A 23,868-nucleotide genomic window follows, 5' to 3' on the forward strand; every position below is an offset into this window, starting at 1 on the left:
ATCTTAGTGATGTGATCGAGGTGATGATATGAAGATTGATATAGATAGTATAAAAAAAGGTGGTCAAAACACTTTAGATTTAAATTTCGCCTTAGATCTGAATACCATTGATTACTATGGAGATGTGATGAATTTGATCTCTCCTGTCGATGTAAATGGTAAAATTTATGTAATTGATGATAGGCTATATATTAATTTAAGTATTACTGCAGATATGCAAGCAGACTGTAGTCGATGCTTAGAGCCTTTTACCTATTCATTCAAATCAAGTGTCAATGCAGAGTTTGTTCATGAAAGTTTATCCAATCAAAATGGGGAAGAACCAGATGAGGATATAATTTATTATAGAGAGAGCACTGTTGATCTTGATGAATTAATAAAAGAAAATATGATTATGAACATTCCCATGAAGCTTGTGTGCCATAAAGGTTGTAAAGGGCTTTGCTCAAACTGTGGAGAAAAAATTGAAGGCCACTCCTGTGATTGCGAAATTCAGGAATCAAAAGAGGAGTATTTGGACCCAAGATTAGCCAAGCTGAAGGAATTGTTAGAACAAGATTAAGGAGGTGTTAAGCATGGCAGTACCAAAGCGAAAAACTGGAAAATCAAAAAGAAATATGAGAAGAGCTGCTAACTCTAAATACACTGCACCAGGGTTTGTAAAATGCCCACAGTGTCACGAGCCAAAGTTACCTCATAGAGTATGTCCTGAGTGTGGACATTACAAAAATAAAGAGGTTGTTGCTCAATAATATATTTTATAAATATAAGAAAAATAGTAATGGATACATTGAAAAATGTAGGCATTGCTATTTTTTTATGCTATTTTAATTAAAAAAATAATTTTGTACTTGATTTTTTAAAAAACAGAATATATACTTTATATTATAACCAGGTACTAATTTTTAGTACTAAAACGAGGTGGATGAATTGAGTAAAACTGGAAAGCTGACGAAAGTGAACAGACAGAGTAAATTACTAGAGCTGTTGAAGGAAGATCCGTTCGTAACGGATGAAGACTTGTCCGAATATTTTAAGGTCAGCATACAAACAATTAGATTGGATCGATTGGAACTGGGAATACCAGAGCTGAGACAGCGGATTAAAAACGTAGCGGAAAAAAACTATGAAAAAGTTCGTAGTATCATTGGTGCAGAAATCGTAGGTGAACTGATAGATTTAAATTTAGGATTGAATGGTATTTCTATTTTAGAAACCACACCTGAAATGGCATTTAGTAAAACAAATATTGTTCGAGGACATCATATCTTCTCGCAGGCAGAATCTTTAGCAATGGCCGTAGTCGATGCGGAGGTCGCTTTAACTGGCGTTTCTAATATTAAATATCTAAGTCCTGTCAGTGCAGGAGATAAGCTGATTGCAAAAGCTGAAGTTACTAGAGTCAGAGGGAATAATCACTTCGTTCATGTAAAAATATATGTGAATCAAGTACAGGTGTTCCGCGGAAAGTTTATATTAGTGATTATCAAGAGCAAATAAGGAGGTTCCATATGAAAATTGTTATTGACGCAATGGGCGGAGATCATGCGCCCTTTGTGACAGTGGAAGGTGCTGTAGAGGCAGTTAAAAATTACGATATCCATATTATTTTAACTGGAAACCAGCCCCTCATAGAAAATGAATTAGTAAAATACGATTACCCCAAAGAGAGAATAGAAGTGATTCATTGTAGCGAACAGATTACAAATGAAGATAAACCTGTAATTTCTATTCGAAGGAAAAAGGATTCTTCTATGGTGGTCGGATTAAAGTTAGTAAAGGAGAAAAAAGCGGATGCCATTATATCTGCTGGAAATTCAGGAGCTCTTTTAGCAGGTGGTCTATTGGTATTGGGAAGAATTAAAGGGATTGATAGACCGGCCTTAGCTCCAGTATACCCTACGGCAAAGGGTATTTCGGTTCTCGTAGATGCAGGAGCAAATGCTGAGTGTAAACCGAGAAATCTTCTAGAGTTCGGCATTATGGGTAGTATTTATGCCGAAAAGGTACTTGAAATAAAAAATCCAAAGGTTTGTACTGTAAACATCGGAATCGAAGAAGAGAAAGGGACTGAGCTTGTAAAGGAAGCGTATCAACTTTGTAAAGAGGGCCCTTTTAATTTTCAAGGGAATGTAGAAGCCAGGGAAATACCGAATGGATATGCTGATGTCATTGTATGCGATGGATTTACTGGCAACGTTATTTTAAAGCTTACGGAAGGTTTGGCTTCTTCTATTTTCTCCCTACTGAAGGAAGAGTTCCTTAAAAATACTTTTACAAAAATAGGGGCTTTATTGCTGAAGCCAGGGCTGAAAAGCTTTAAGAAAAAGCTGGATTATACAGAGTATGGTGGAGCACCACTCTTAGGTGTGAAGGGTGTATTAATTAAAGCCCATGGTAGCTCCGATGGAAAAGCCATAAAGAATGCCGTAGGACAGGCAATTAAATTTATGGATAATAAGGTGTTGGAACATATTTCTGAAGGTGTTTCTAGCTTAGGAGATGATGAATTTGAATAGATTGATATCAGTAGGGATTACAGGCACTGGAAGTTGCCTTCCAGAAAAGGAACTGACCAATTTTGATTTAGAAAAAATGGTGGATACATCGGATGAATGGATCGTCGCTAGAACTGGAATATCCAAAAGACGGATTTCAGACGACCGGACAGCAACTTCCGATTTGGCTACGGAAGCTGCTAGAAATGCTATGAAAGAAGCATCGCTCGTTGCAGAAGAAATCGACCTAATCATTGTGGCTACTGTGACCCCTGACCATGGATTTCCATCCACTGCATGTATCGTTCAGAAAAATCTCGGTGCCAGCAAAGCCGTTGCCTTCGATATTGAAGCAGCATGTTCAGGTTTCATTTATGGACTGACCATAGGAGAACAGTTTATAAAAACTGGTTTATATAAAAATATATTGGTGATTGGTGCAGAAACCCTAAGTAAAATTGTAGACTGGAAAGACCGGAATACCTGTGTATTATTTGGAGATGGTGCTGGCGCAGTTGTATTGCAGCCTGTGAAAGAAGGTTATGGAATACTAGCCAGTAGTCTAGGTTCTGACGGTGCTAGTGGCGATTACCTTACGCAGCCAGCGGGAGGATCTCGAATACCGACAACCATGGATACCGTTCAAAATAATCTGCATTATGTAAAAATGGATGGAAGCGAAGTATTTAAGTTTGCTGTGAGAATCATGGTAAAATCTGCATTGGAAACCATTGAAAAAAGTTGTCTTACCTTGGAAGAGGTAGACTATGTTATCCCTCACCAAGCCAATATTAGAATCATAGAAGCTGCAGCAAAAAAACTTAAATTAACAATGAATAAAGTGCACGTAAACTTAGATAAATATGGAAATATGTCGGCTGCATCTGTGCCAGTAGCTCTAGATGAAGCCGTTAAAGAAGGTAAAATAAAAGACGGGCAGATCATCACCTTAGTTGCTTTTGGTGGGGGCTTGACCTGGGGGTCCTCGGTAATCAGGTGGGGTAAATAAAGTCGAAAGTAGGTTTTCATGAAAGTAAAATATAGGATGTATTGGAGGTGGATTTATGTTTAAAACTAGAATTTCTGAACTGTTAAATATTCAATATCCCATATTACAGGGTGGAATGGCTTGGGTTGCTACGTCTCAATTAGCGGCTGCTGTTTCTGAAGCAGGTGGCCTCGGCATTCTAGGTGCAGGAAATGCTCCTGCTGAAATTATAGAAAAAGAAATTTTAAAGGTAAAGAAGCAGACTAATAAACCCTTTGGTGTCAATATCATGTTGTTATCTCCCTTTGTTGACGAGGTTGTGGACGTTGTTTGTAAGCATAATGTTCCGGTCGTGACGACAGGTGCAGGAAATCCTGGAAAATTCATGGAGAAATTTAAAGAAAAAGGCATCAAAGTAATTCCTGTAGTCCCATCTGTTGCACTGGCCAAAAGGATGGAAAGCTTAGGTGCAGATGCTGTAATTGTAGAAGGAACAGAAGCGGGAGGTCATGTGGGAGAACTAACAACCATGGTGCTAACACCACAAATCGTAGATGCTATCCACATTCCGGTAATTGCAGCTGGAGGAATCGCTGATGGGAGAGGGTTTTTGGCAGCTTTGTCCCTAGGAGCAGAAGGGGTACAAATGGGTACAAGATTCATTTGTGCTGAAGAATGTATTGCTCATAATAATTATAAAAATATGGTTATTAAAGCGAAGGATAGAGATGCCATCGTCACAGCAAGATCCACAGGCCATCCAGTAAGGGTTTTAAAAAATAAATTCGCTAAAGAATTTATTCATCTGGAAAAAGTCGGTTTGCCTCCAGAAGAAATTGAAAAATTAGGTGAAGGGAAACTAAAAATCGCTGTAATCGATGGTGAAGTAGATAACGGTTCCGTAATGGCTGGTCAGATTGCAGGGATGGTTTCAAAAATTCAACCTTGTAAAGAAATTATAGAAGAAATCATCTTTGAAGCAGATCAACAATTGTCTTTATTGGGCAATTTCTGCAGGGAGGCTTAAATTATGAAGAATGTTGCATTTGTTTTCCCAGGGCAAGGCGCACAATATGTAGGAATGGGCAAAGATTTTGTAGAACATTTTCGTATTTCAAAAGAGATTTTTCTAGAATCTAGCGATGCAATCCATTTAGACGTTGAAAAACTATGCTTTGAAGGACCCGAAAACGAATTGATGAAAACAGAAAATACGCAGCCTGCCATCCTTACCACTTCTGTTGCCATATTGAAGGTATTAGAAAGTGAAGGTTTCGATTGTAGCATGACTGCTGGATTAAGTTTAGGAGAGTATACCTCCTTAGTAAAATCCAATGTGATTACATTTAAAGACGCAGTTCAATTAGTAAAAAAAAGAGGGAAATATATGCAGGATGAAGTTCCTGAGGGAGTGGGTACGATGGCTGCAATTTTAGGATTGGATCGAGAGCCATTGGAAAGCTGTTTAGAAAAAGCAAAGATAAATGGAATTGTAGAGATAGCAAACTACAATAGTCCAGGGCAGATCGTTATTTCTGGAGAAGTGAAGGCCGTAGAAATGGCAGTGGATTTAGCCCGCGAAGCTGGTGCTAAAAAAGCGGTGATACTGCCTGTCAGTGCACCTTTTCATTGTAGCTTATTGAAGGGTGCAGGCGTGAAGCTGAAAAAGGATTTGGAACTATTAAAAATTAACGATCCACAAGTTCCTGTTGTGACCAATGTAGAGGCGAAAATTCTGACCTCTAGATTCAAAGTGATCCCTTCCTTAGTAGAGCAGATTAGTAAATCTGTACTATGGGAAGACTCAATTTCCATGATGATCAATGAAGGAATAGAAAATTTCATAGAAATTGGTCCTGGCAAAGCCTTAGGCTCCTTTATAAAGAAAATAGCCAAAATAAAAGGGAAAAAAGTAAATGCTTTCAGTATAGAAGATGTTCAAGGTTTTAAAGAATTAATAAAAACAGAAATGGGGGTGTAATTTTGAACTTATCAGGTAAAACAGCTTTAGTAACTGGAGGATCTAGAGGTATCGGTCGCTCCATAGCATTGGCACTTGCAAGCCAAGGCGCCAATGTGATTATCAACTATACCAGCAATGAACAAAGCGCATTGGAGGTTGTAGAAGAAATAAAGAAATTTAATGTTCAGGCACTAGCAGTGAAGGCTAATATTTCAAGTGCAGAAGAAGTTCAGTTCATGATGAACAAAATAGAAGAAGTATTTACTGAAATCCACATCCTGGTAAACAATGCAGGAATTACGAGGGATAATCTGCTCATCAAAATGAAAGAGGAAGATTGGGACCAAGTGATGGACATCAATTTAAAGGGAGCATTCCTTTGCACAAAAGCAGTAGCTAGAAAGATGATCAAACAGAAATATGGCAGGATTATCAATTTAGCATCTGTTGTAGGGATTGTAGGAAATCCAGGACAAGGAAACTACTGTGCTTCTAAGGCTGGAATCATAGGCTTCACAAAGTCCATTGCAAAAGAAATCGCAGGCAAAAATATTACGGTTAATGCTATTGCGCCTGGATTTATAGATACAGATATGACCATGGCCCTTCCAGAGAAGGTAAGGGACACCATGCTGGAGGTAATTCCGATGAAAAGATACGGACTTCCAGAGGATATTGCGAACTTGGCTGTATTCTTGAGCAGTGACCATGCCAGCTATATTACGGGTCAGGTGATCAATGTAGATGGCGGCATGGCAATGTAATCAAAAATAAAATTTGCTCGTTATTCTCGCAAATTTTATGTCGCACTCAACTTTAGGTAGGGCATAAAGCTTCAAGTACTCAAAATAAATTATAAATAATTAGGAGGAAATGAATATGACATTCGAAAAAGTAGTAAACATTATTGTGGATCAATTAGGTGTAGAAGATAGCAGTGCAATTAGCAGAGAGACCTCTTTGATGAAGGATTTAGAGGCAGATTCTTTAGATGCTGTTGAAATCATCATGGGAATCGAAGATGAATTTGGAATAGAAGTACCAGATGAAGAAGCGAGTAAGTTTAAGAACATAGGCGATATTGTGGATTATGTAGAGGCAAACAAATAAAGCAAACAATGGCTTTGATTTGCAATAGGGAAGGTGAAATATGAAAAGAAGAGTCGTTATAACAGGGATGGGATGTATTACCCCAATCGGCAGTAGTATAGATAAATTTTGGGATTCTTTAATCAAAGGTGTTTCAGGAATCAGCAACATCACCAGATTTGATACAACGGATTTCCCTACGCAGATTGCAGGTGAGGTAAAAGATTTTTGTCCAGAAGAATATATTGAAAAAAGAGAAGTAAAAAGGATGGATAGATTTAGCCAATTTGCAGTTGCTGCTTCAAAGATGGCAGTTGCAGATGGAAATTTAGATCTGGATGCCATTGATAAAAATAGATTCGGTGTGATTCTGGGCTCTGGAATTGGCGGCATGGAAACCATGGAGGAGCAGAGCAAGAAATTACTAGAGAAGGGTCCTGGTAGAATTAGTCCGTTTTTCATTCCGATGATGATATCCAATATGGGCTCTAGCCAGATATCCATTGCTCTTGGAGCAAAAGGGCCGAATCAAACGGTCGTTACGGCTTGTGCCTCTGCTACCAATGCAATTGGTGAAGCCTTTAGAACCATTCAAAACTCAGATGCGGACATTATGATTACAGGTGGTACAGAGGCTTCTATCACACCGCTTTCCATTGCAGGATTTTGTTCCATGAAAGCCATGTCCACAAGAAATGAAGATCCTACAAAAGCCAGTAGACCATTTGATGCCAATAGAGATGGCTTCGTAATGGGGGAGGGTGCAGGGATACTGTTAATAGAAGAACTGAGTCACGCGCTGAAAAGAGATGCTAGAATCTATGGAGAGATTGTGGGATACGGCACGACTTCCGACGCTTATCATATTACATCACCTTCGCCAAATGGGGAAGGTGGCGCAAGAGCTATGTCAAAGGCTTTGCAGGATGCTGATATAACCTATGAAAAAATAGACTATATCAATGCCCATGGAACCAGCACACCTTATAACGATGAGTTTGAAACAGCAGCTATTAAAGACGTATTTAAAGAACATGCCTATAAATTAGTGATGAACTCTACAAAGTCCATGACAGGCCACCTATTGGGTGCTGCAGGAGCCGTAGAAGCGATTGCTTGCATCCTATCGATTAACAAGAGTATGGTCCATCCTACCATCAATTATGAAACGCCAGATCCAAAATGTGACTTAGATTACGTTCCAAATAAAGCAAGGACACTTAATATAGACTATGCACTTTCTAATTCATTGGGATTCGGTGGGCATAATGCAACGATTATTTTTAAAAAATACGAATAGTTTTAAGCGTATGTACTCAATATAGGAAGAAAACAATCTTCCTATATTTTTTTATGACCTAACCCAATTTATGCGACTGAAAGGAGTAATAAATTGATGGTAGGTCAAACGCAACGAACACCAAATTTGCACGACCGGAGGAAGTGAACAAATTTGAGTTGTGAGACTGCGAAATAACCCAATTTATGCGACTGAAAGGAGTAATAAATTGATGGTAGGTCAAAGGCAACGAATGCCAATTTCATCGACCGGAGGAAGAATGAAATTGTGCAATGAGATTACGAAATGTTTTTGCAAACAAGAGAAGAACATAGTACAATAAAATAAATCGATGAATACGGAGGGAAAATATGAAGCTAGAGTATAACCGCATGGAGCAGATCAAAGAGTTTCAAAAAATAATAGGGTATCAATTTAAGAATTTAAGTATCATCAACGAAGCCTTGACCCATAGTTCCTATACCAATGAATATAGAAAAAAACAAGTTCAAAATAATGAGCGGCTTGAATTTTTAGGAGATTCAGTTTTAGGAATTGTAGTGAGCGAGTATATCTATTTAAAGTATAAGGATCTCCCAGAAGGAGAATTAACGAAAATTAGAGCCAATGTTGTATGTGAACCCTCCTTGGGGAATCAAGCAAAAGAAATTAAGCTTGGTCAGTATTTACTACTTGGCAAAGGCGAAGAGGCAACGGGGGGAAGGGATAGAGTATCTATATTGGCAGATGCTTTTGAAGCTGTCATAGGAGCATTGTATCTAGATGGTGGAATTGCAGTAGCTGGCAAGTTTATATTGGACATGCTGACCCGCAGTATAGAGTTAGCTATTGAAGGGAATCTTTTTAGAGATTATAAAACAGACTTACAAGAGATATTGCAAAGCAAGTACGATGAGAAGATCAGTTATAAAGTCGTTAGTGAAGTTGGTCCAGACCACAACAAGACCTTTGAGGTGGAGATTTTATTAGGAGAGAAATCTCTTGGAATGGGAGAAGGCAAAAGTAAAAAGGAAGCGGAGCAAAGGGCTGCTAAAAGTGCTTTAAAGAAGGTGGAATTAGAACATGGAAAAAGGTAAAATCATTATTCCTATATTTATTCCTCATAGGGGATGCCCCCATGATTGTAGCTTTTGCAATCAAAAAAAGATAGCAGGTATAGGGACTGATGTAACAGCGGAACAGGTCTTAGAAATTATAGAAGCGCAGTTGGAACATTTGAAAGATGTGAACCGACCCAAAGAAATCGCTTTTTATGGTGGAAGTTTTACAGGATTACCCTATGAACAGCAGCGCCAGCTTTTAGCCATGGCCTACGAGAAAAAGAAGCTGAATTTCATTCAAGATATTAGAATTTCTACTAGACCAGATTATATTAATGAAGAAATACTCCAGTTACTAGGAAGCTATGGCGTATCTATAATTGAATTAGGTGTGCAATCTACGGATCCTACTGTCTTAGAATTAAATAATAGAGGTCATTCCAAAGAAGATGTATATCGAGCTGCAGCTTTAATAAAAAAGCAAAACATCCAGTTGGGGCTTCAAATGATGGTAGGTTTATATGGAGATACCAAGGAAAAAATGTTACGGACAGCACGAGATATTATTGATTGTACACCTGATTTCGTTAGAATCTATCCAACAATTATTATACAGGATACTTTGCTGGAAAAATTATATCGAGAAGGTAAATATAAGCCGATCAGTCTAGATGAGGCTGTTTACTTATGCAAAGAATTAGTTTTAGAATTCGATCAATACCAAATACCGATTATTCGATTGGGGTTACAGGCAACGGAGGAAATTACCATCGGTAAGAGCATTATTGCAGGTCCCTATCATCCTGCATTTCGAGAGCTTGTAGAAACAGAAATCTATAAAGATAGAATAGAATACAAGATGAGCCTATATAAAGGAATCGAAGGAAAAATCTTAAAAATATATTGCAATACAACTGAATGCTCTAAAGTCGCTGGATACAGCCAAAAAAATAAGAACTACTTCAAAGATAAATTTAATTTGAAGGGCATAAAAATTTTCGGTGTCGATCGTATTCCTTCTGGAGAAGTAGATATAGAGATCTTCCTGTAATTATGATAGAATGATACTGCATTGAAAATATAAAGATTTCCTGTAGATGACTGTGTTTGAGGGGGAGTATATTTGCAACTAAAAAAGTTAGAAATTCAAGGATTTAAATCCTTTGCGAATAAAATAGAAATAAATTTTGAATCCGGTATAACGGGCGTCGTTGGACCGAATGGCAGTGGAAAAAGTAATATTTCTGATTCCATACGGTGGGTATTGGGAGAACAAAGTGCGAAGACGCTCCGTGGAAGTAAAATGGAAGATGTCATCTTTTCTGGTGCGGCGGATCGAAAGCCTCTAGGTATGGCAGAAGTTTCCATAACCTTAGATAATAGCTCTGAAACACTGCCCATTGATTATTCAGAAGTCCGAATTACAAGGCGAGTATATCGCTCTGGAGATAGTGAATATTTTTTAAATAAATCCTCCTGTCGTCTCAAGGATGTACGAGAACTATTAATGGATACAGGTATAGGAAAAGATGGATATTCCATTATTGGACAAGGAAAAATAGACGAAATTTTAAGTAACAAATCTGAAGATCGCAGACAAATTTTTGAAGAAGCAGCAGGTATCGTAAAATATAAGACGAGAAAAGATGAAGCTGAAAAAAAGCTGACCTCTACAAAAGAAAATCTATTAAGAGTTTTAGATATATTGAATGAATTAGAAGGACAATTGAGTCCTTTGAAAAAACAGAGCATGAAAGCAAAGGAGTTTACCGTTTTAAAAGAGCGTCTATTAAATTTGGAGGTTAATTTATTTATTCGAGAAATTGATAAAATAGATGCAGAACTGAAACTCATGTATGAACAAATTCATGTACTGAATCAATCTATTGAAGAACAACAGAAGGAAAAAAGTTTTTATTATGATAATCTACAAGAATTAGAAGCATTGCTCAATCAATGCAGTATTAAAATAGCCAACAAACAGGATGAATATTTTAATATACAGAAATCCATTGAAAAAATAGAAGGCCAGATCAATTTAAAGAAAGAAAAATCAAATAATACGGATTCAAATATTAAAAGAATTGAAATAGAAATAAAAGAAATTCAGAAAGAACAAGATCATTTATCTGTAAAGCTAGAAGAAAAACTAAAATACTTTAATGAAATATGCTCAGAACTCGACAGTATTCAAGAATATTTGAGAAGTCAAGCATTGGCCTATGATCAACTGCATCATACAAATTCCCAAAAAGAAAAGGATGTAGAGGATTATAAAACCTTTATCCTTGATACAATCAATGAAATATCTGATTTAAAAAGTGAAATAAAAGGTTTAAAAACCTTGATGACCACAATGGAGGAGCGGAACAGGCAGGTCAGTGATGAGCGTAGTGAATATGAACAAAGAATTTCAGAAAGAGCAAAGCAACTGAATGATTTAAAACAGGATTTATCAGAGTTGGAAAAGCATAATCAACGCATTGTAGCAAATATTGCGGAGCAAAATCATCATAAAGAGCATCTGATGAATCAGTTAAATAAAGCTTCCAACGAAATGAATACGCTACAAAATCATTTAAGAAATAAAGAAGCGAGAAGAACTGTAATAGAAGATATGGAAAGAGAGCATGAGGGCTATAATAAAAGTGTAAAAAATATCCTAGTGGCTTGCAATAAAGACAAAGAATTAGGGAAAGGTGTATTTGGAGCAATTGCCGATTTAATTCAGGTACCGAAAGGATATGAAGTCGCCTTGGAAACTGCCTTAGGTCCTGCGCTTCAATATATTGTCAGCAAGGAAGAAAATGATGGAAAACGGTTAATACAATATCTGAAAAAGTATAACCTAGGAAGAATCACAGTGCTTCCTTTAACAACGATTCAAGGGCGAACGATTACAAAGGAAGAAATAGGGATTATAGAAAATTTTCATGATGCTCAGATCGCCTTCGATATCATTCAATATGAAAACACCTTTAAAAATATTTTTTCAAGTTTGCTATCTAGAGTTCTGGTTGTAAGAAGCCTAGACCAAGGAATAGAACTGGCAAGAAAATTAAACCATAAATTTAAAATTGTCACCTTAGATGGCGATGTCTTAAATATCGGCGGCTCTTTAACAGGAGGAAGTGTATCTGGTAAAACCACAAGTATTCTAGGGCGAAAGAGAGAGTTAGAGGATTTAATTGTAGAAATTGATGATTTTCAACATCAATGGGAATCAAAAAAACAGGTGTACCTCAACCTAGAGCAAGAGATCCAATCTATATTAGCTAATGTGGAAGCTTTAAATACAAACATACAAGAAAATCGGATTCAAATTGCAACTTTAAATAGCACCATTGAACAGGTGACTCAAGAAGTTCATCGACTACAGAGCCTATATGACAACGCTGAGAACGAGATCAAACAGATCCGTCACACGAAAGAAGAGACCAATATTAGATATCTTCAACTTGAAAATGAGGTAGCAAAACTGGAACAAGAAGTTGAAAATGTTAAGGGCAAGATTAGTGACAATCAACTGGAGCTCGTTGATAAAAAACAGGAACTGGATCGAATCAGCAATATACTTACTGGACATAAAGTTAAATTAGCTACTTCGGAGGAACAAAAAAAATCTTCCTTAGTGGAAATCCAACGGTTGCAGAATTCTATTAAAAATAATGAAGATATGATCTTAAATAAAAAAAATCAATTAAAAGAGGAACAAGGTTTTCATATTCTGCTGACCAATGAGATTCATGAACTGAAAGATGAATTTGATAATCTATGGCGCAGTATTAGTGTATATGAAGATGAACTTAAAAAGTATAAAGAAGAGAAAGAGATTCATCAATTGAAGGAATCTGAGTATAAGAAATTACTAAAGCAGATAGAGACCATTTTATTAGAGCTGCAGGACAGTATGCATAAGCTAGATGTAAAAAGGACGAGGCTGGAAATGCAGCAACAAGGCTACTATACAAAGCTCTGGGAAGAATATGAATTAACATATGCAGAAGCCATGAACTTTAAATCGGAGATTGCCGATGCAAGTAATACCAATAAAGAGATCAAGGAATTAAAGGATCGACTCAAGGCCTTGGGTGTTGTCAACCTAGACTCCATAGAGGAATATGAGAAAGTAAAAGAACGATACGATTTCTTAAAAGCACAGCAGGACGATTTAAACGAAGCGCAAAAGTCTTTAGTTAAAGTGATCGGTGACATGGAAATCACGATGCAAAAACAATTCATGGATCAATTTAAAATTATTAAAGAAAATTTTAATACGGTATTTAGTAAGCTTTTTGGCGGGGGTAAGGCAGACTTAATTTTAGAGGACAATGAAAATGTACTAGAGTGTGGGATTGATATTGTTGCCCAGCCGCCAGGCAAGAAATTACAGAATCTATCTTTACTTTCTGGTGGTGAAAGAGCTCTGACTGCCATATCTTTACTCTTTGCTATTTTACTTGTAAAGCCAAGTCCATTCTGTATATTAGATGAAATTGAAGCAGCATTGGATGACGCTAACGTTTATCGATATGCCCAATTTTTAAAAGAACTTTCAAAAGATACACAGTTTATTGTGGTAACTCATAGAAAAGGAACCATGGAAAGTGCAGATGCTTTATATGGAGTGACCATGCAGGAAAGTGGAATTTCAAGCTTGGTTTCCGTAAAACTATCGGACAATAAAAATGATGAAATAGCGAGCTAGGAGGAATATTATGTTCAAGAAATTTTTTGACAAACTTACAGGAAAAAATAAGGAAGAAAGCGTAGAGAAAAATCATGAAGAAAAAGTGGATGAAGCCGTAGATGGCCACGAACACAGTTCTCTCGAAGAAGTCGATTTTATAGAAATGGACCCTGAGGATATAGAAATGGATTCACAAGAGATGGAAAAGTATTTTGAAGATCTAGAAGTAGATTCTGTAGAAGATTCAACGGAAGCAGAAGAAGTCGAGGAAGAAATAGTAGAAGAAATAGTAGAAGAGAAAATAGAAGAAGACATAATAGAGACGGTGGAGGAAGTAATAGAAGAGATCGAACCAATTAAAGTCGCCGAGACCGTAGAAGAGGAAGTTGTTGAAGCAAAACCTAAATTTAACCTATTTAGCAGACTGAAAGAAGGTTTACTAAAAACCAAAAGTGGCATTACGGATAGAGTGGATCATTTATTAAAATCCTATAAAAAAATTGATGAAGATTTATTTGAAGAATTGGAAGAGATTTTAATAACATCCGATATGGGGGTACAAACCACCATGGAAATCGTTGAAGATTTAAAAGAACGTGTTAGAAAAGAAAAAATATCGGATCCTCTTGAAGTAAAACAACTCCTTATGGATAAGATCACAGAAATATTAGAAGAACTTCCTGATTCAAAAATAAACATTGAGCCGTCACCAGCGATCATTTTAGTTGTCGGCGTAAATGGTGTAGGAAAGACTACGTCCATAGGTAAAATGGCATATCGCTTTAAAAGTGAGGGAAAGAAAGTTTTACTGGCAGCAGGGGATACATTTAGGGCAGCGGCCATTGATCAATTAAAAATTTGGGGAGATCGTGTAGGTGTTGATGTCATCAGGCACCAAGAGGAATCTGATCCAGCAGCTGTAATATATGATGCAATACAAGCAGCAAAGGCTCGTAATACCGATGTCCTTATTTGTGATACAGCAGGTAGACTTCATAATAAGAAGAATCTAATGAATGAGTTAGGTAAAATATTTAAGGTTGTGGATAGGGAATATGAAAATGCATCTAAAGAAGTACTCTTAGTTTTAGATGCTACGACGGGTCAAAATGCGGTACAGCAAGCGAAAACCTTCAAGGAAGTTGCTAATATCAGCGGACTTATCTTAACGAAGCTAGATGGAACAGCGAAAGGTGGCGTTATTGTAGGAATCAGCAGAGAGTTAAACGTTCCTGTGAAGCTAATCGGTGTTGGAGAAAAAATGGAGGATTTACAGGAATTTAATCCACAAAGTTTCGTAAAGGCAATCTTTGGGGAAGCGTAATAAAATACTTGACATCCCATTATTTTTAGTATAAAATTACACCTGTAAAGTGAATCTACTTTACAGAGAAAAAATAGGAAGTGCTGATATGTTACAAAAAACAATTGAAATATCGGTTTTATACGACTATTACAATCAATTATTAACAGAAAAGCAGAGTGATATCATCGATTTGTACTATAATCAGGATTTATCGCTTGGGGAAATTGCTGAGGAATTTAATATATCGAGACAAGCTGTTTACGATATGTTAAAGAGAACAGAAAAGTTATTATATCAGTACGAAGAAAAATTGGGTTTTATAGAATTGCTGAAAACAAAAAATCAAAAGATTTCAAGAATATTAGATAGAGTCATTGAATTAGAAAATAAGCTAAATCTCGATTCTCATGAAGAACTACAACAGAAGATCAGTGAAATCAAAGGAGAATTGGATCATTTTCTAAATACTTAATTCTGCCTAGGGAGGTGTAGGGATGGTTTTTGAAGGTTTAGCAGAAAAGCTTCAGGATACTTTTAAAAAGCTAAAGAACAAAGGAAAGTTAACTGAAAAAGATGTAGCAGAAGCCATGAGAGAAGTAAGACTTGCACTTTTAGAGGCTGATGTTAACTTTAAAGTTGTTAAAGACTTTATAAATAAAGTTAAAGAAAGAGCTGTTGGCATTGAAGTTTTAGAAAGCTTGACTCCGGGCCAGCAAGTTATAAAAATAGTAAATGAAGAATTGACGGAATTAATGGGAACATCCCAAAGTAAAATAAATTTTTCTTCTAAGCCACCGACGATCATTATGCTGGTTGGTTTACAAGGAGCAGGTAAAACCACCACTACAGGTAAACTAGCGGGGATGCTGAAGAAACAAGGAAAAAGACCGCTTTTAATCGCTTGTGATATCTATCGACCAGCAGCTATTAAACAGTTACAAGTCGTTGGAGAAAAGGTTGGTGTTCCTGTATTTACCATGGGGGATAAACAGAGCCCAGTGGATATTTCTAAAGCAGGGATAGATCATGGGATGAGCCACGGTAATGATGTCATATTAATTGATACAGCCGGTCGACTTCACGTTGATGAAGAACTGATGGATGAGTTGAAAGATATCAAAAACGATGTGAAGCCTCATGAAATTCTTCTGGTAGTAGACTCCATGACGGGGCAAGATGCTGTGAACGTAGCCGAGCACTTCAATGAAAAGCTGGGTATAGACGGTGTTATTCTGACGAAACTAGACGGTGATACACGAGGTGGAGCGGCACTATCTGTTCGAGCTGTTACGAATAAGCCAATTAAATTCACTGGTCTCGGCGAAAAACTAGATGATTTGGAGCCATTTTATCCAGATCGAATGGCGTCTAGAATATTAGGTATGGGTGATATGCTTAGCCTCATAGAAAAAGCCCAAGCAAATTTCGATGCTAAAAAAGCAAAAGAACTTGAAAATAAAATAAAAACGCAACAATTCACTTTTGATGACTTCTTAGATCAATTAGAGCAGGTTCAGAAAATGGGTTCTCTCAGTCAAATATTAGAGATGATTCCTGGTATGGGCGGAAAGCAATTAAAAGGAATGGATGTAGATGAGAAGGAACTCGTTTATGTTAAGGCCATTATCCAATCTATGACAAAGAATGAAAGACATGATCCGAGCATCATTAATGGAAGTCGAAGAAAAAGAATTGCCTCAGGAAGTGGGACATCTGTACAACAGGTCAATAAATTATTGAAACAATTTGAGCAGACGAGAAAAATGATGAAGCAATTTGCAGATATGGCAAAGCCGGGAAAAAAAGGTGGAAAATTTAAGATGCCTTTCCTTGGCAGGTAATAAATAATGGTATTTATTTTTAAAGGAGGTGAAAAAATGGCAGTTAAAATTAGACTTAAGAGAATGGGTGCACACAAAAAACCTTTTTACAGAATAGTTGTTGCTGATGCTAGATCTCCAAGAGATGGAAGATTCATCGAGGAGATTGGTTACTATAATCCAGTTTCTGAACCAAAAGAAATCAAGATAAACAATGAAAAAGCAGAAAAGTGGTTAAAAAATGGTGCTCAACCAACTGATACAGTAAAAGATTTATTCAAAAAGAATGGCATCATTGAGTAATTCCTATTGGGAGGTATATAAATGGGTCATCTAGTAGAAGTTATCGCCAAAGGGTTAGTAGATAACCCAGAGCAAGTTACTGTTACTGAAGTTGAAGGAAATCAATCTATTATCATAGAGCTTAAGGTTGCACCAGAAGACATGGGCAAGGTAATAGGTAAGCAAGGTAGAATTGCGAAGGCAATCAGAACGGTTGTCAAATCTGCCGCTATGAAACAAAATAAAAAAGTGATTGTTGAAATTATTCAATAAGGATTAGGGAAACCTAATCCTTATTACATATATATTGGTTCAGTTTAAATGTTATTTTTATGAGGAAGCAAAAAGTTTTACTTATAATGGATTATCAAAAAAAGCTTTTATTATAGCGAATAAAAAGTAAAACTTTGTTAGTCTATTGAGAGATTATTGAAAAAGGAGTTCGTATAGATGGCCAAAATGTTAAGAGTAGGCAAAATAACGAATACACATGGAATTAAAGGAGACTTAAAGGTACTTCCCCTGACGGATTATTTTGAACGCTTTGAAGAGTTAGAGTGGGTTTATATTGAAGGATTTAAGGATAAGTTCTATATAGAAAATATTAAGTATAAACCGACGCTAGTAATACTGTCCTTTGAAGGTTATGGGGATATTAATTTAGTTGAAAAATTTAAAGATCGATATTTATTGATTGATGAATCTCAACGAAGAATTCTTCCAGAAGATACTTATTATATTGCGGATATCATCGGTTTAGATGTCTTTACGGTAAAGGATGAATATATCGGTAAAGTAGTGGATATTATACAGACAGGATCTAGTGAGGTTTATGTTATTCGAATGAATAATCTGAAAGAGATTATGATACCATCCGTTAAAGAATTTATGCCGGAGATCTCTCTGGAAAAGAAAAGAATCACCATTGATCCGATTGAAGGAATGATAGAATGATTATAAAAGTTATGACTTTGTTCCCAGAGATGTTTTCTGGACCCTTAGGAAATAGCATCATTCAGCGAGCGCAAGAAAACCGTATCCTTCATATCCAATGTGTGAATATTCGTGACTACGCAGAAAACAAGCATAAAAAAGTAGATGACTATCCTTTTGGTGGAGGTCCTGGAATGGTCATGACGCCCCAACCTATCGTCTCCTGCTATGAGAGTATCGTCAAGGAATTTCAAGATAAAAATCATGTAGAGCAGCCAAAGGTGATTTATTTATCTCCTAAAGGGAAAAAATTTGACCAAGAGATGGCTGAGCGTCTTTCGGAGGAGAATGCGCTGATATTATTATGTGGACATTATGAAGGAATCGATCAAAGGGTGATCGATGAAATTGTAACAGATGAAATCTCTATAGGGGACTATGTATTAACTGGTGGGGAAATACCTGCTATGGTTTTAATTGATGCGGTGGCTCGATTAATTCCGGGTGTACTGTCTCAGGATGCTTCCTTTGAAGAAGAAAGTTTTTATTCAGGATTGCTGGAGTACCCTCAATACACGAGACCAAGAGTGTTTCGCGGTAGGAGCGTTCCAGACGTTCTTACCTCTGGAAATCATAGTAAGATTCAGGAGTGGAGAAGAAATCAATCCTTAGAATTAACGTTCCATAGAAGGCCAGATCTTTTAAAGGATTTTATACTTACTAAAAAAGATCAGTTGTTTTTAGAACAAATAAAAAGTAAAAAATAAATTTAAATTCCTGTTGTCTTCTTTGAACAACTGTGATACAATCTATAAGGTACAATGGACGTTCCTCTACAGGGCAGAGCGTATGAACGTCTAGAAAGGAAGGAGGTACAACTATGGATATATTAAGAACACTTGCAAGTGAGCAGTTAAAGAAAGATGTTCCTGAATTTTCTAATGGTGATACTGTTAAAGTACATGTTAAGATTAAAGAGGGTAGTAGAGAAAGAATTCAGATTTTTGAAGGTATTGTAATTAAAAGACAAGGTGGAGGAATCGCTGAGACTTTTACAGTTAGAAGAATAGCTTCTGGTGTAGGAGTAGAGAGAACATTCCCAGTGCATTCACCTAGAGTTGAAAAAGTTGAGGTTACAAGAAGAGGTCAAGTTAGAAGAGCTAAACTTTACTATCTACGTGATCGAGTTGGTAAAGCAGCATTCAAAATCAAAGAAAAAAGAAGATAATGGTGGGGGACTGATATTCAGTCCCTTTATTGTTTTGAAGATAATATTATAGGAAGAAAGGAGTGGTCATAATGAATATCAATTGGTATCCAGGGCATATGAAGAAAACGAAAGAGTTAATAAGAGAACAGCTAAAGCTTGTAGATATCGTTTATGAATTATTGGATGCTAGAATCCCTATCAGTAGCAGAAATCCTGACGTCGATCAGATCATAGGAGATAAACCGAAAGTAATCATATTGAATAAAATTGACTTAGCAGATCCTAGAGCTACTGCTAAATGGGTTGAATATTTTAAAAGAAATTCAATTACTGTAATACCGATTAATACTATAACTGGTGAAGGTATCCGACAATTGGCTGAGGAAAGTGAAAGGGCTATAAAAGATAAGATGGATGCCCTCATTAAAAAAGGTAGAAGACCAAGACCAGCCAGGATTATGATTGTTGGAATTCCCAATGTAGGGAAGTCATCTCTGATTAACAAATTAGCTGGTAGAAAGAGCACGCAGACGGGAGATAGACCGGGTGTTACAAAGAGCAAGCAATGGATTCGATTAAAAGGAAATATGGAATTACTAGATACACCAGGCATTTTGTGGCCAAAGTTTGAAGACGAAGAAGTTGCTTTAAATTTAGCTTTTAGTGGTGCTATTAAAGATGAAATCATGGATACTGAAACGTTAGCTTATAAACTACTAGAAATTTTATGGGGAAATCATAAAGAAAAGATTGTAGAGAGATATAAACTTCAGGATGAATATACCACAATTATAGAGATCATGGATAATATCGCTAGAAATAGGGGATGTATATTAAAAGGTGATGAAATCGATTATTCACGAATATCAAATATTATATTAGATGAGTTTAGATCTGGAAGAATTGGACAAATTTCTTTAGAATACCCATAGTACAAGAATCCTTGGGGGAGTGAATAGAATGCCGACGATTGACATTGAAAGCGCTATATGGAACAGTGGATACGAAAATATCGCATGCTGCGATGAGGTGGGACGAGGCTGCTTATTTGGGTCTGTTCTAGCGGCGGCTGTGATCATGCCGAAGGATGTGATCATAGACGGTGTGAAAGACTCCAAAAAACTATCTCATAAAAAAAGAGAACAGCTGTATGAAATCATTAAAGAAAAATCACTGGCTATCGGTGTGGGAACTGTATCGTCTGAAATTATAGACAAGATTAATATTAAGAATGCCACAAGATTGGCTATGAAAAAAGCTATATTATCTTTAAAAGATAAAGATGGGAATATTGTTGCCCCAGATTATATCCTGATTGATGCAGAAGAAATTGATGTGCCCACTCCTCAAAGTGCTGTAATTAAAGGGGATGATCTCTGTCATGGAATCGCTGCGGCTTCTATTGTAGCCAAAGTTTTAAGAGATAGATTGTGTCAGAGATGGGAAGAGGAGCATCCCAATTACGGAATTGGACAAAACAAGGGATACGGTACAAAGGCTCATAGAGAGGCGTTAAAGGAACACGGCCCAAGTCCTATGCATAGAAAATCTTTCCTAAATAAAATATTATAATTTAAAACCAATAAGAGGGTATTCCTATGAATAAAAAAATTGGGGCTATAGGCGAGCAATTGGCAGTACATTACCTTAAAAATAAAGGGTATCGTATCTTGGATTGTAACTACCGTACGAGACTGGGTGAAATCGATATCATCGCTATATTAAATGATACGATTGTGTTTGTTGAAGTTAAGACTAGGAGTTCCGGTGCCTTTGGTACCCCATCAGAGGCTGTGAATTATAAAAAGCAGATGACCATAAGAAGGGTTTCTCAGCAGTACCTTCTCAGTAATAGAATTGGAGAAGATGATTGGAATCTTCGATTTGACGTGATAGAAGTACAGCTTATAGAGAAGAAGTACAAAATAAATCATATGGAAAATGCATTTTAAAAATAGCAGCTTGCTGCTATTTTTTATTTATTTATTTTAAAAAATTTAAAATAAGTTTACGAAAAATTAAGAAAATTAAAGGAGAAAAAACATATTTATAGAATCTGTTTATATAAATTTTAGTGAATAGATTAGGAAGTGAAAATATGTTATCTAAAATAAAGACCTGCTCCATCCATGGTCTTTCAGTGACCATGATAGAGGTTGAAGTAGATATATCCAATGGCTTACCCAATGTAAATGTGGTTGGACTTCCAGATGTGGCAATTAAGGAATCGAAAGAAAGAGTAAGGGCTGCCATAAAGAATAGTGATTTAGGCTTCCCATTAAAAAGAATCACAATAAATTTATCGCCGGCGGACACAAAAAAAGAGGGGAGTCACTTTGATCTTCCCATTGCGTTGGGTATTTTAGGTGCTTCTAATCAGTTGCCAATGGAAGAACTAGAGGATACATTGGTATTGGGAGAGCTATCACTGGATGGAAAAACGAATAAAATCAATGGCGTTTTACCGATGCTATTAGCCATGCACGAGCAAGGCATTCGAAAGGTCATTTTACCAAGTAATAACTTAGAGGAAGCTAAAATTGTGGATGGAATTGAAATTGTACCCATAGAAAGACTATCGGATATTATATCCTATTTAAAGAAAGAAAAATCCCTACCTTCTTATATAGGAGAATCAAACTATTTCTCTGAGACTTCTATAGCAACGGAGGATTTTAAAGATTTACATGGTCAGGAAAATTTAAAAAGAGGATTAGAAATAGCGGCATCTGGCAATCATAATCTACTAATGATAGGTCCTCCAGGCTCTGGAAAAACAATGGCAGCTAAAAGAGTTCCATCTATACTACCCAAATTAAGTTTTATCGAGGCCTTGGAGATAACCAAAATATACAGCATCGCAGGGCTGATTTGCAGTGAAGAAGGTCTTGTTAAAGTTCGACCTTTTCGATCACCACATCATACCAGTTCCTTAGTTTCATTAACCGGAGGTGGGAGAATACCTAGACCTGGTGAAGTATCCCTGAGCCATTATGGCGTTCTGTTCCTTGATGAGTTACCAGAATTTAGTAGAGCTCTATTGGAAACACTAAGGCAGCCTTTAGAAGAACGACAGATTCATTTATCTAGGGTAAATGGTTCTTTTACCTATCCTGCAGATTTTATGCTGATTGCGGCAATGAATCCCTGTCCATGTGGTTATTATGGTAGCAACAATAGCTGTAATTGTACAGCTTCGCAGGTAAAGCGATATATTTCTAAAATATCGGGACCATTGCTCGACCGCATCGATCTCATTGTAGAAACATCTGCTGTAGAGTACAAGGAATTAACTGAAAGTAAAGAGGCTGAGTGCTCTGAAAAGATTAGAGCGAGAGTGGAAAAGGCGAGAGATATACAAATAGAGCGATATAAAAAGACGAAATACTTGTTTAATTCTCAATTAGGTGGTGCTTCAATAAAAAAATACTGTGTATTGACGCCAACAGCAAAAAAATTAATGAACTTAGCTTATGATAAAATGAACCTAAGCGCTAGAGGGTATAGCAGAATTTTGAAGGTTTCTAGAACCATAGCAGATCTGGACAGCAGTGATTTAATTGAAGAGAAACACCTAGCAGAAGCATTGCAGTATCGGAATATCAATGAATTGATTCCATAAATTTTAGCGGGGGGAATTTAGATGGAGTTAAAGGAAAGAAATATCCTCATATGGCTGAGTCATATCGAAGGAATTAGCAATAAGGATATTGAGAAGCTTATCAAATACTTCAATACTTTGGATGAATTATGGACTGCTGATGTTCGGCATATCAAAAATGCTTTAGGTAATAGGGGGATAATTATTGAGAAAATAATAAAAAATAGGAATAGGGAATTTTTCAGCAAGGTTTTCAAAAATATCGATAAATATGTTATAGAATGCCTAACAATTTATGACGAAAACTATCCGGAAAAATTAAGAAACATATATGATCCTCCCTATGTAATATATATGAAAGGAAACAAGGAATATCTAAACATACCATTAATCGCCATTGTGGGAGCGAGAAAGTGTACTGCTTATGGAAAATGGGCTGCCTATCAATTTTCAAAGGAACTAGCACAGTGGGGAATTGGAACCATCAGTGGATTAGCTCTAGGGATCGATACCAACAGCCATAAAGGTGCTTTAGACGGTACAGGAAATACTGTGGGTGTTCTAGGCTGTGGCTTAGATCAATGCTATCCAGCGTCTAATGAGCGATTAATGAGTACGATGATTGAAAATGGATGTGTTCTTTCGGAATATCCTCTGGGCATGCCACCTTTAAAACATCACTTCCCGGCAAGAAATAGAATTATTAGCGCCCTTTCCGACGGCGTAATTGTCATCGAAGCATCGGAAAAAAGCGGGGCTTTAATCACTGTAGAATATGCTCTAGATCAGGGAAAAGACATATATGCTTTACCTGGAAACATCAATAGCCTACAGAGCAAAGGGACCAATCGATTGATAAGAGACGGTGCCAAAATATTACTGGATATTGAAGATGTCATTGAAAGTTTAAAATATAGATATTCCATCAGCAAAAAACAGATAGAAAAATCGACTCAAGAAGAATTAAGCCCATTAGAAAAAAGGGTATATGAAATCATCAGGAGAAATCCAATTCATATTGATTTGCTCTATAATGAAACAAGATTGCATCCTTGGGAATTAAACCCAATATTGACGATACTAGAAATCAAAGGGTATATCATCCAAATATCTGGTAAAACATTTACAGTACCCAAATAAATTGATAT

At 36.6% G+C, this 23,868-nt stretch carries 26 protein-coding genes; all 26 read left to right on the plus strand.

What is annotated here, in order from left to right; all coding sequences use genetic code 11:
* Window positions 1-28 precede the first annotated feature (28 nt).
* The 26 genes from CLOS_RS15245 to dprA all read left to right on the plus strand — a co-directional run bounded on the left by CLOS_RS15245 (window position 29) and on the right by dprA (window position 23,860).
* Window positions 29-562, plus strand: coding sequence for a YceD family protein (locus CLOS_RS15245; RefSeq protein ID WP_012159304.1), 534 nt, complete (start codon window positions 29-31; stop codon window positions 560-562).
* Between the two features lie 13 nt (window positions 563-575).
* A complete protein-coding gene (gene rpmF / locus CLOS_RS07465) occupies window positions 576-752 on the plus strand; it encodes a 50S ribosomal protein L32 (RefSeq protein ID WP_041719113.1) in 177 nt (58 codons plus the stop codon).
* Between the two features lie 169 nt (window positions 753-921).
* Complete coding sequence (gene fapR, locus CLOS_RS07470) at window positions 922-1,500, plus strand: transcription factor FapR (protein WP_334290428.1); 579 nt, start codon at window positions 922-924, stop codon at window positions 1,498-1,500.
* A gap of 11 nt (window positions 1,501-1,511) precedes the next feature.
* Complete coding sequence (gene plsX / locus CLOS_RS07475) at window positions 1,512-2,519, plus strand: phosphate acyltransferase PlsX (protein WP_012159307.1); 1,008 nt, start codon at window positions 1,512-1,514, stop codon at window positions 2,517-2,519.
* On the plus strand, window positions 2,506-3,507 hold the full coding sequence (locus tag CLOS_RS07480) for a beta-ketoacyl-ACP synthase III (protein WP_083757138.1): 1,002 nt from the start codon (window positions 2,506-2,508) through the stop codon (window positions 3,505-3,507). Before plsX ends, CLOS_RS07480 begins: the two co-directional genes overlap by 14 nt.
* A gap of 55 nt (window positions 3,508-3,562) precedes the next feature.
* Window positions 3,563-4,513 (plus strand): enoyl-[acyl-carrier-protein] reductase FabK, encoded by a 951-nt coding sequence (gene fabK / locus CLOS_RS07485; protein WP_012159309.1) that lies wholly within the window; start codon window positions 3,563-3,565, stop codon window positions 4,511-4,513.
* Between the two features lie 3 nt (window positions 4,514-4,516).
* A complete protein-coding gene (gene fabD, locus CLOS_RS07490) occupies window positions 4,517-5,467 on the plus strand; it encodes an ACP S-malonyltransferase (RefSeq protein WP_012159310.1) in 951 nt (316 codons plus the stop codon).
* The gene (fabG, locus tag CLOS_RS07495) at window positions 5,467-6,213 is read left to right on the plus strand and encodes a 3-oxoacyl-[acyl-carrier-protein] reductase (RefSeq protein WP_198006369.1); all 747 of its coding nucleotides are present in this window, start codon (window positions 5,467-5,469) and stop codon (window positions 6,211-6,213) included. The genes fabD and fabG overlap by 1 nt, the downstream gene beginning before the upstream one ends.
* 115 nt (window positions 6,214-6,328) lie before the next feature.
* Window positions 6,329-6,559 (plus strand): acyl carrier protein, encoded by a 231-nt coding sequence (gene acpP, locus CLOS_RS07500; protein WP_012159312.1) that lies wholly within the window; start codon window positions 6,329-6,331, stop codon window positions 6,557-6,559.
* 40 nt (window positions 6,560-6,599) lie between these two features.
* A complete protein-coding gene (gene fabF, locus CLOS_RS07505; protein WP_012159313.1) occupies window positions 6,600-7,838 on the plus strand; it encodes a beta-ketoacyl-ACP synthase II in 1,239 nt (412 codons plus the stop codon).
* Between the two features lie 350 nt (window positions 7,839-8,188).
* Complete coding sequence (gene rnc / locus CLOS_RS07510; RefSeq protein ID WP_012159314.1) at window positions 8,189-8,914, plus strand: ribonuclease III; 726 nt, start codon at window positions 8,189-8,191, stop codon at window positions 8,912-8,914.
* Window positions 8,901-9,929: an elongator complex protein 3 gene (locus CLOS_RS07515; RefSeq protein ID WP_012159315.1), complete on the plus strand. Its 1,029-nt coding sequence runs from the start codon at window positions 8,901-8,903 to the stop codon at window positions 9,927-9,929. Before rnc ends, CLOS_RS07515 begins: the two co-directional genes overlap by 14 nt.
* 72 nt (window positions 9,930-10,001) lie before the next feature.
* A complete protein-coding gene (gene smc, locus CLOS_RS07520; protein WP_012159316.1) occupies window positions 10,002-13,586 on the plus strand; it encodes a chromosome segregation protein SMC in 3,585 nt (1,194 codons plus the stop codon).
* A 10-nt stretch (window positions 13,587-13,596) separates the two neighbouring features.
* Window positions 13,597-14,892: a signal recognition particle-docking protein FtsY gene (gene ftsY, locus CLOS_RS07525; RefSeq protein WP_012159317.1), complete on the plus strand. Its 1,296-nt coding sequence runs from the start codon at window positions 13,597-13,599 to the stop codon at window positions 14,890-14,892.
* An 88-nt stretch (window positions 14,893-14,980) separates the two neighbouring features.
* Window positions 14,981-15,346, plus strand: a complete 366-nt coding sequence (locus CLOS_RS07530) for a putative DNA-binding protein (RefSeq protein ID WP_012159318.1) — start codon at window positions 14,981-14,983, stop codon at window positions 15,344-15,346.
* Window positions 15,347-15,368: 22 nt separating this feature from the next.
* Window positions 15,369-16,715 (plus strand): signal recognition particle protein, encoded by a 1,347-nt coding sequence (ffh, locus tag CLOS_RS07535; protein WP_012159319.1) that lies wholly within the window; start codon window positions 15,369-15,371, stop codon window positions 16,713-16,715.
* Between the two features lie 36 nt (window positions 16,716-16,751).
* Window positions 16,752-16,997, plus strand: a complete 246-nt coding sequence (rpsP, locus tag CLOS_RS07540; protein ID WP_012159320.1) for a 30S ribosomal protein S16 — start codon at window positions 16,752-16,754, stop codon at window positions 16,995-16,997.
* Window positions 16,998-17,018: 21 nt separating this feature from the next.
* Window positions 17,019-17,249: a KH domain-containing protein gene (locus CLOS_RS07545; RefSeq protein ID WP_012159321.1), complete on the plus strand. Its 231-nt coding sequence runs from the start codon at window positions 17,019-17,021 to the stop codon at window positions 17,247-17,249.
* A 177-nt stretch (window positions 17,250-17,426) separates the two neighbouring features.
* Complete coding sequence (rimM, locus tag CLOS_RS07550) at window positions 17,427-17,930, plus strand: ribosome maturation factor RimM (protein ID WP_012159322.1); 504 nt, start codon at window positions 17,427-17,429, stop codon at window positions 17,928-17,930.
* Window positions 17,927-18,676, plus strand: coding sequence for a tRNA (guanosine(37)-N1)-methyltransferase TrmD (gene trmD / locus CLOS_RS07555; protein WP_012159323.1), 750 nt, complete (start codon window positions 17,927-17,929; stop codon window positions 18,674-18,676). The genes rimM and trmD overlap by 4 nt, the downstream gene beginning before the upstream one ends.
* Window positions 18,677-18,789: 113 nt before the next feature.
* Window positions 18,790-19,137, plus strand: coding sequence for a 50S ribosomal protein L19 (rplS, locus tag CLOS_RS07560; protein WP_012159324.1), 348 nt, complete (start codon window positions 18,790-18,792; stop codon window positions 19,135-19,137).
* 71 nt (window positions 19,138-19,208) lie between these two features.
* Window positions 19,209-20,051 (plus strand): ribosome biogenesis GTPase YlqF, encoded by an 843-nt coding sequence (ylqF, locus tag CLOS_RS07565; RefSeq protein ID WP_012159325.1) that lies wholly within the window; start codon window positions 19,209-19,211, stop codon window positions 20,049-20,051.
* 28 nt (window positions 20,052-20,079) lie between these two features.
* Window positions 20,080-20,691 (plus strand): ribonuclease HII, encoded by a 612-nt coding sequence (locus CLOS_RS07570; protein ID WP_012159326.1) that lies wholly within the window; start codon window positions 20,080-20,082, stop codon window positions 20,689-20,691.
* Window positions 20,692-20,717: 26 nt separating this feature from the next.
* Window positions 20,718-21,071 carry a YraN family protein gene (locus CLOS_RS07575; protein ID WP_012159327.1) on the plus strand — a complete coding sequence of 118 codons (354 nt, stop codon included), beginning with the start codon at window positions 20,718-20,720 and terminating at the stop codon, window positions 21,069-21,071.
* A 146-nt stretch (window positions 21,072-21,217) separates the two neighbouring features.
* On the plus strand, window positions 21,218-22,741 hold the full coding sequence (locus CLOS_RS07580) for a YifB family Mg chelatase-like AAA ATPase (RefSeq protein WP_012159328.1): 1,524 nt from the start codon (window positions 21,218-21,220) through the stop codon (window positions 22,739-22,741).
* A 21-nt stretch (window positions 22,742-22,762) separates the two neighbouring features.
* A complete protein-coding gene (dprA, locus tag CLOS_RS07585) occupies window positions 22,763-23,860 on the plus strand; it encodes a DNA-processing protein DprA (RefSeq protein ID WP_012159329.1) in 1,098 nt (365 codons plus the stop codon).
* Window positions 23,861-23,868 lie beyond the last annotated feature (8 nt).

This window comes from Alkaliphilus oremlandii OhILAs (genome assembly GCF_000018325.1).
Lineage (GTDB): Bacteria > Bacillota > Clostridia > Peptostreptococcales > Natronincolaceae > Alkaliphilus_B > Alkaliphilus_B oremlandii.

What these genes read in the sequence shown, in the direction of transcription:
- CLOS_RS15245 (WP_012159304.1), top strand. Translation starts at nt 29, where the DNA reads ATGAAGATTGATATAGATAGTATAAAAAAAGGTGGTCAAAACACTTTA.
- rpmF (WP_041719113.1), top strand. Translation starts at nt 576, where the DNA reads ATGGCAGTACCAAAGCGAAAAACTGGAAAATCAAAAAGAAATATGAGA.
- plsX (WP_012159307.1), top strand. Translation starts at nt 1,512, where the DNA reads ATGAAAATTGTTATTGACGCAATGGGCGGAGATCATGCGCCCTTTGTG.
- CLOS_RS07480 (WP_083757138.1), top strand. Translation starts at nt 2,506, where the DNA reads ATGAATTTGAATAGATTGATATCAGTAGGGATTACAGGCACTGGAAGT.
- fabK (WP_012159309.1), top strand. Translation starts at nt 3,563, where the DNA reads ATGTTTAAAACTAGAATTTCTGAACTGTTAAATATTCAATATCCCATA.
- fabD (WP_012159310.1), top strand. Translation starts at nt 4,517, where the DNA reads ATGAAGAATGTTGCATTTGTTTTCCCAGGGCAAGGCGCACAATATGTA.
- acpP (WP_012159312.1), top strand. Translation starts at nt 6,329, where the DNA reads ATGACATTCGAAAAAGTAGTAAACATTATTGTGGATCAATTAGGTGTA.
- fabF (WP_012159313.1), top strand. Translation starts at nt 6,600, where the DNA reads ATGAAAAGAAGAGTCGTTATAACAGGGATGGGATGTATTACCCCAATC.
- rnc (WP_012159314.1), top strand. Translation starts at nt 8,189, where the DNA reads ATGAAGCTAGAGTATAACCGCATGGAGCAGATCAAAGAGTTTCAAAAA.
- CLOS_RS07515 (WP_012159315.1), top strand. Translation starts at nt 8,901, where the DNA reads ATGGAAAAAGGTAAAATCATTATTCCTATATTTATTCCTCATAGGGGA.
- ftsY (WP_012159317.1), top strand. Translation starts at nt 13,597, where the DNA reads ATGTTCAAGAAATTTTTTGACAAACTTACAGGAAAAAATAAGGAAGAA.
- CLOS_RS07530 (WP_012159318.1), top strand. Translation starts at nt 14,981, where the DNA reads ATGTTACAAAAAACAATTGAAATATCGGTTTTATACGACTATTACAAT.
- ffh (WP_012159319.1), top strand. Translation starts at nt 15,369, where the DNA reads ATGGTTTTTGAAGGTTTAGCAGAAAAGCTTCAGGATACTTTTAAAAAG.
- rpsP (WP_012159320.1), top strand. Translation starts at nt 16,752, where the DNA reads ATGGCAGTTAAAATTAGACTTAAGAGAATGGGTGCACACAAAAAACCT.
- CLOS_RS07545 (WP_012159321.1), top strand. Translation starts at nt 17,019, where the DNA reads ATGGGTCATCTAGTAGAAGTTATCGCCAAAGGGTTAGTAGATAACCCA.
- rimM (WP_012159322.1), top strand. Translation starts at nt 17,427, where the DNA reads ATGGCCAAAATGTTAAGAGTAGGCAAAATAACGAATACACATGGAATT.
- trmD (WP_012159323.1), top strand. Translation starts at nt 17,927, where the DNA reads ATGATTATAAAAGTTATGACTTTGTTCCCAGAGATGTTTTCTGGACCC.
- rplS (WP_012159324.1), top strand. Translation starts at nt 18,790, where the DNA reads ATGGATATATTAAGAACACTTGCAAGTGAGCAGTTAAAGAAAGATGTT.
- ylqF (WP_012159325.1), top strand. Translation starts at nt 19,209, where the DNA reads ATGAATATCAATTGGTATCCAGGGCATATGAAGAAAACGAAAGAGTTA.
- CLOS_RS07570 (WP_012159326.1), top strand. Translation starts at nt 20,080, where the DNA reads ATGCCGACGATTGACATTGAAAGCGCTATATGGAACAGTGGATACGAA.
- CLOS_RS07575 (WP_012159327.1), top strand. Translation starts at nt 20,718, where the DNA reads ATGAATAAAAAAATTGGGGCTATAGGCGAGCAATTGGCAGTACATTAC.
- CLOS_RS07580 (WP_012159328.1), top strand. Translation starts at nt 21,218, where the DNA reads ATGTTATCTAAAATAAAGACCTGCTCCATCCATGGTCTTTCAGTGACC.
- dprA (WP_012159329.1), top strand. Translation starts at nt 22,763, where the DNA reads ATGGAGTTAAAGGAAAGAAATATCCTCATATGGCTGAGTCATATCGAA.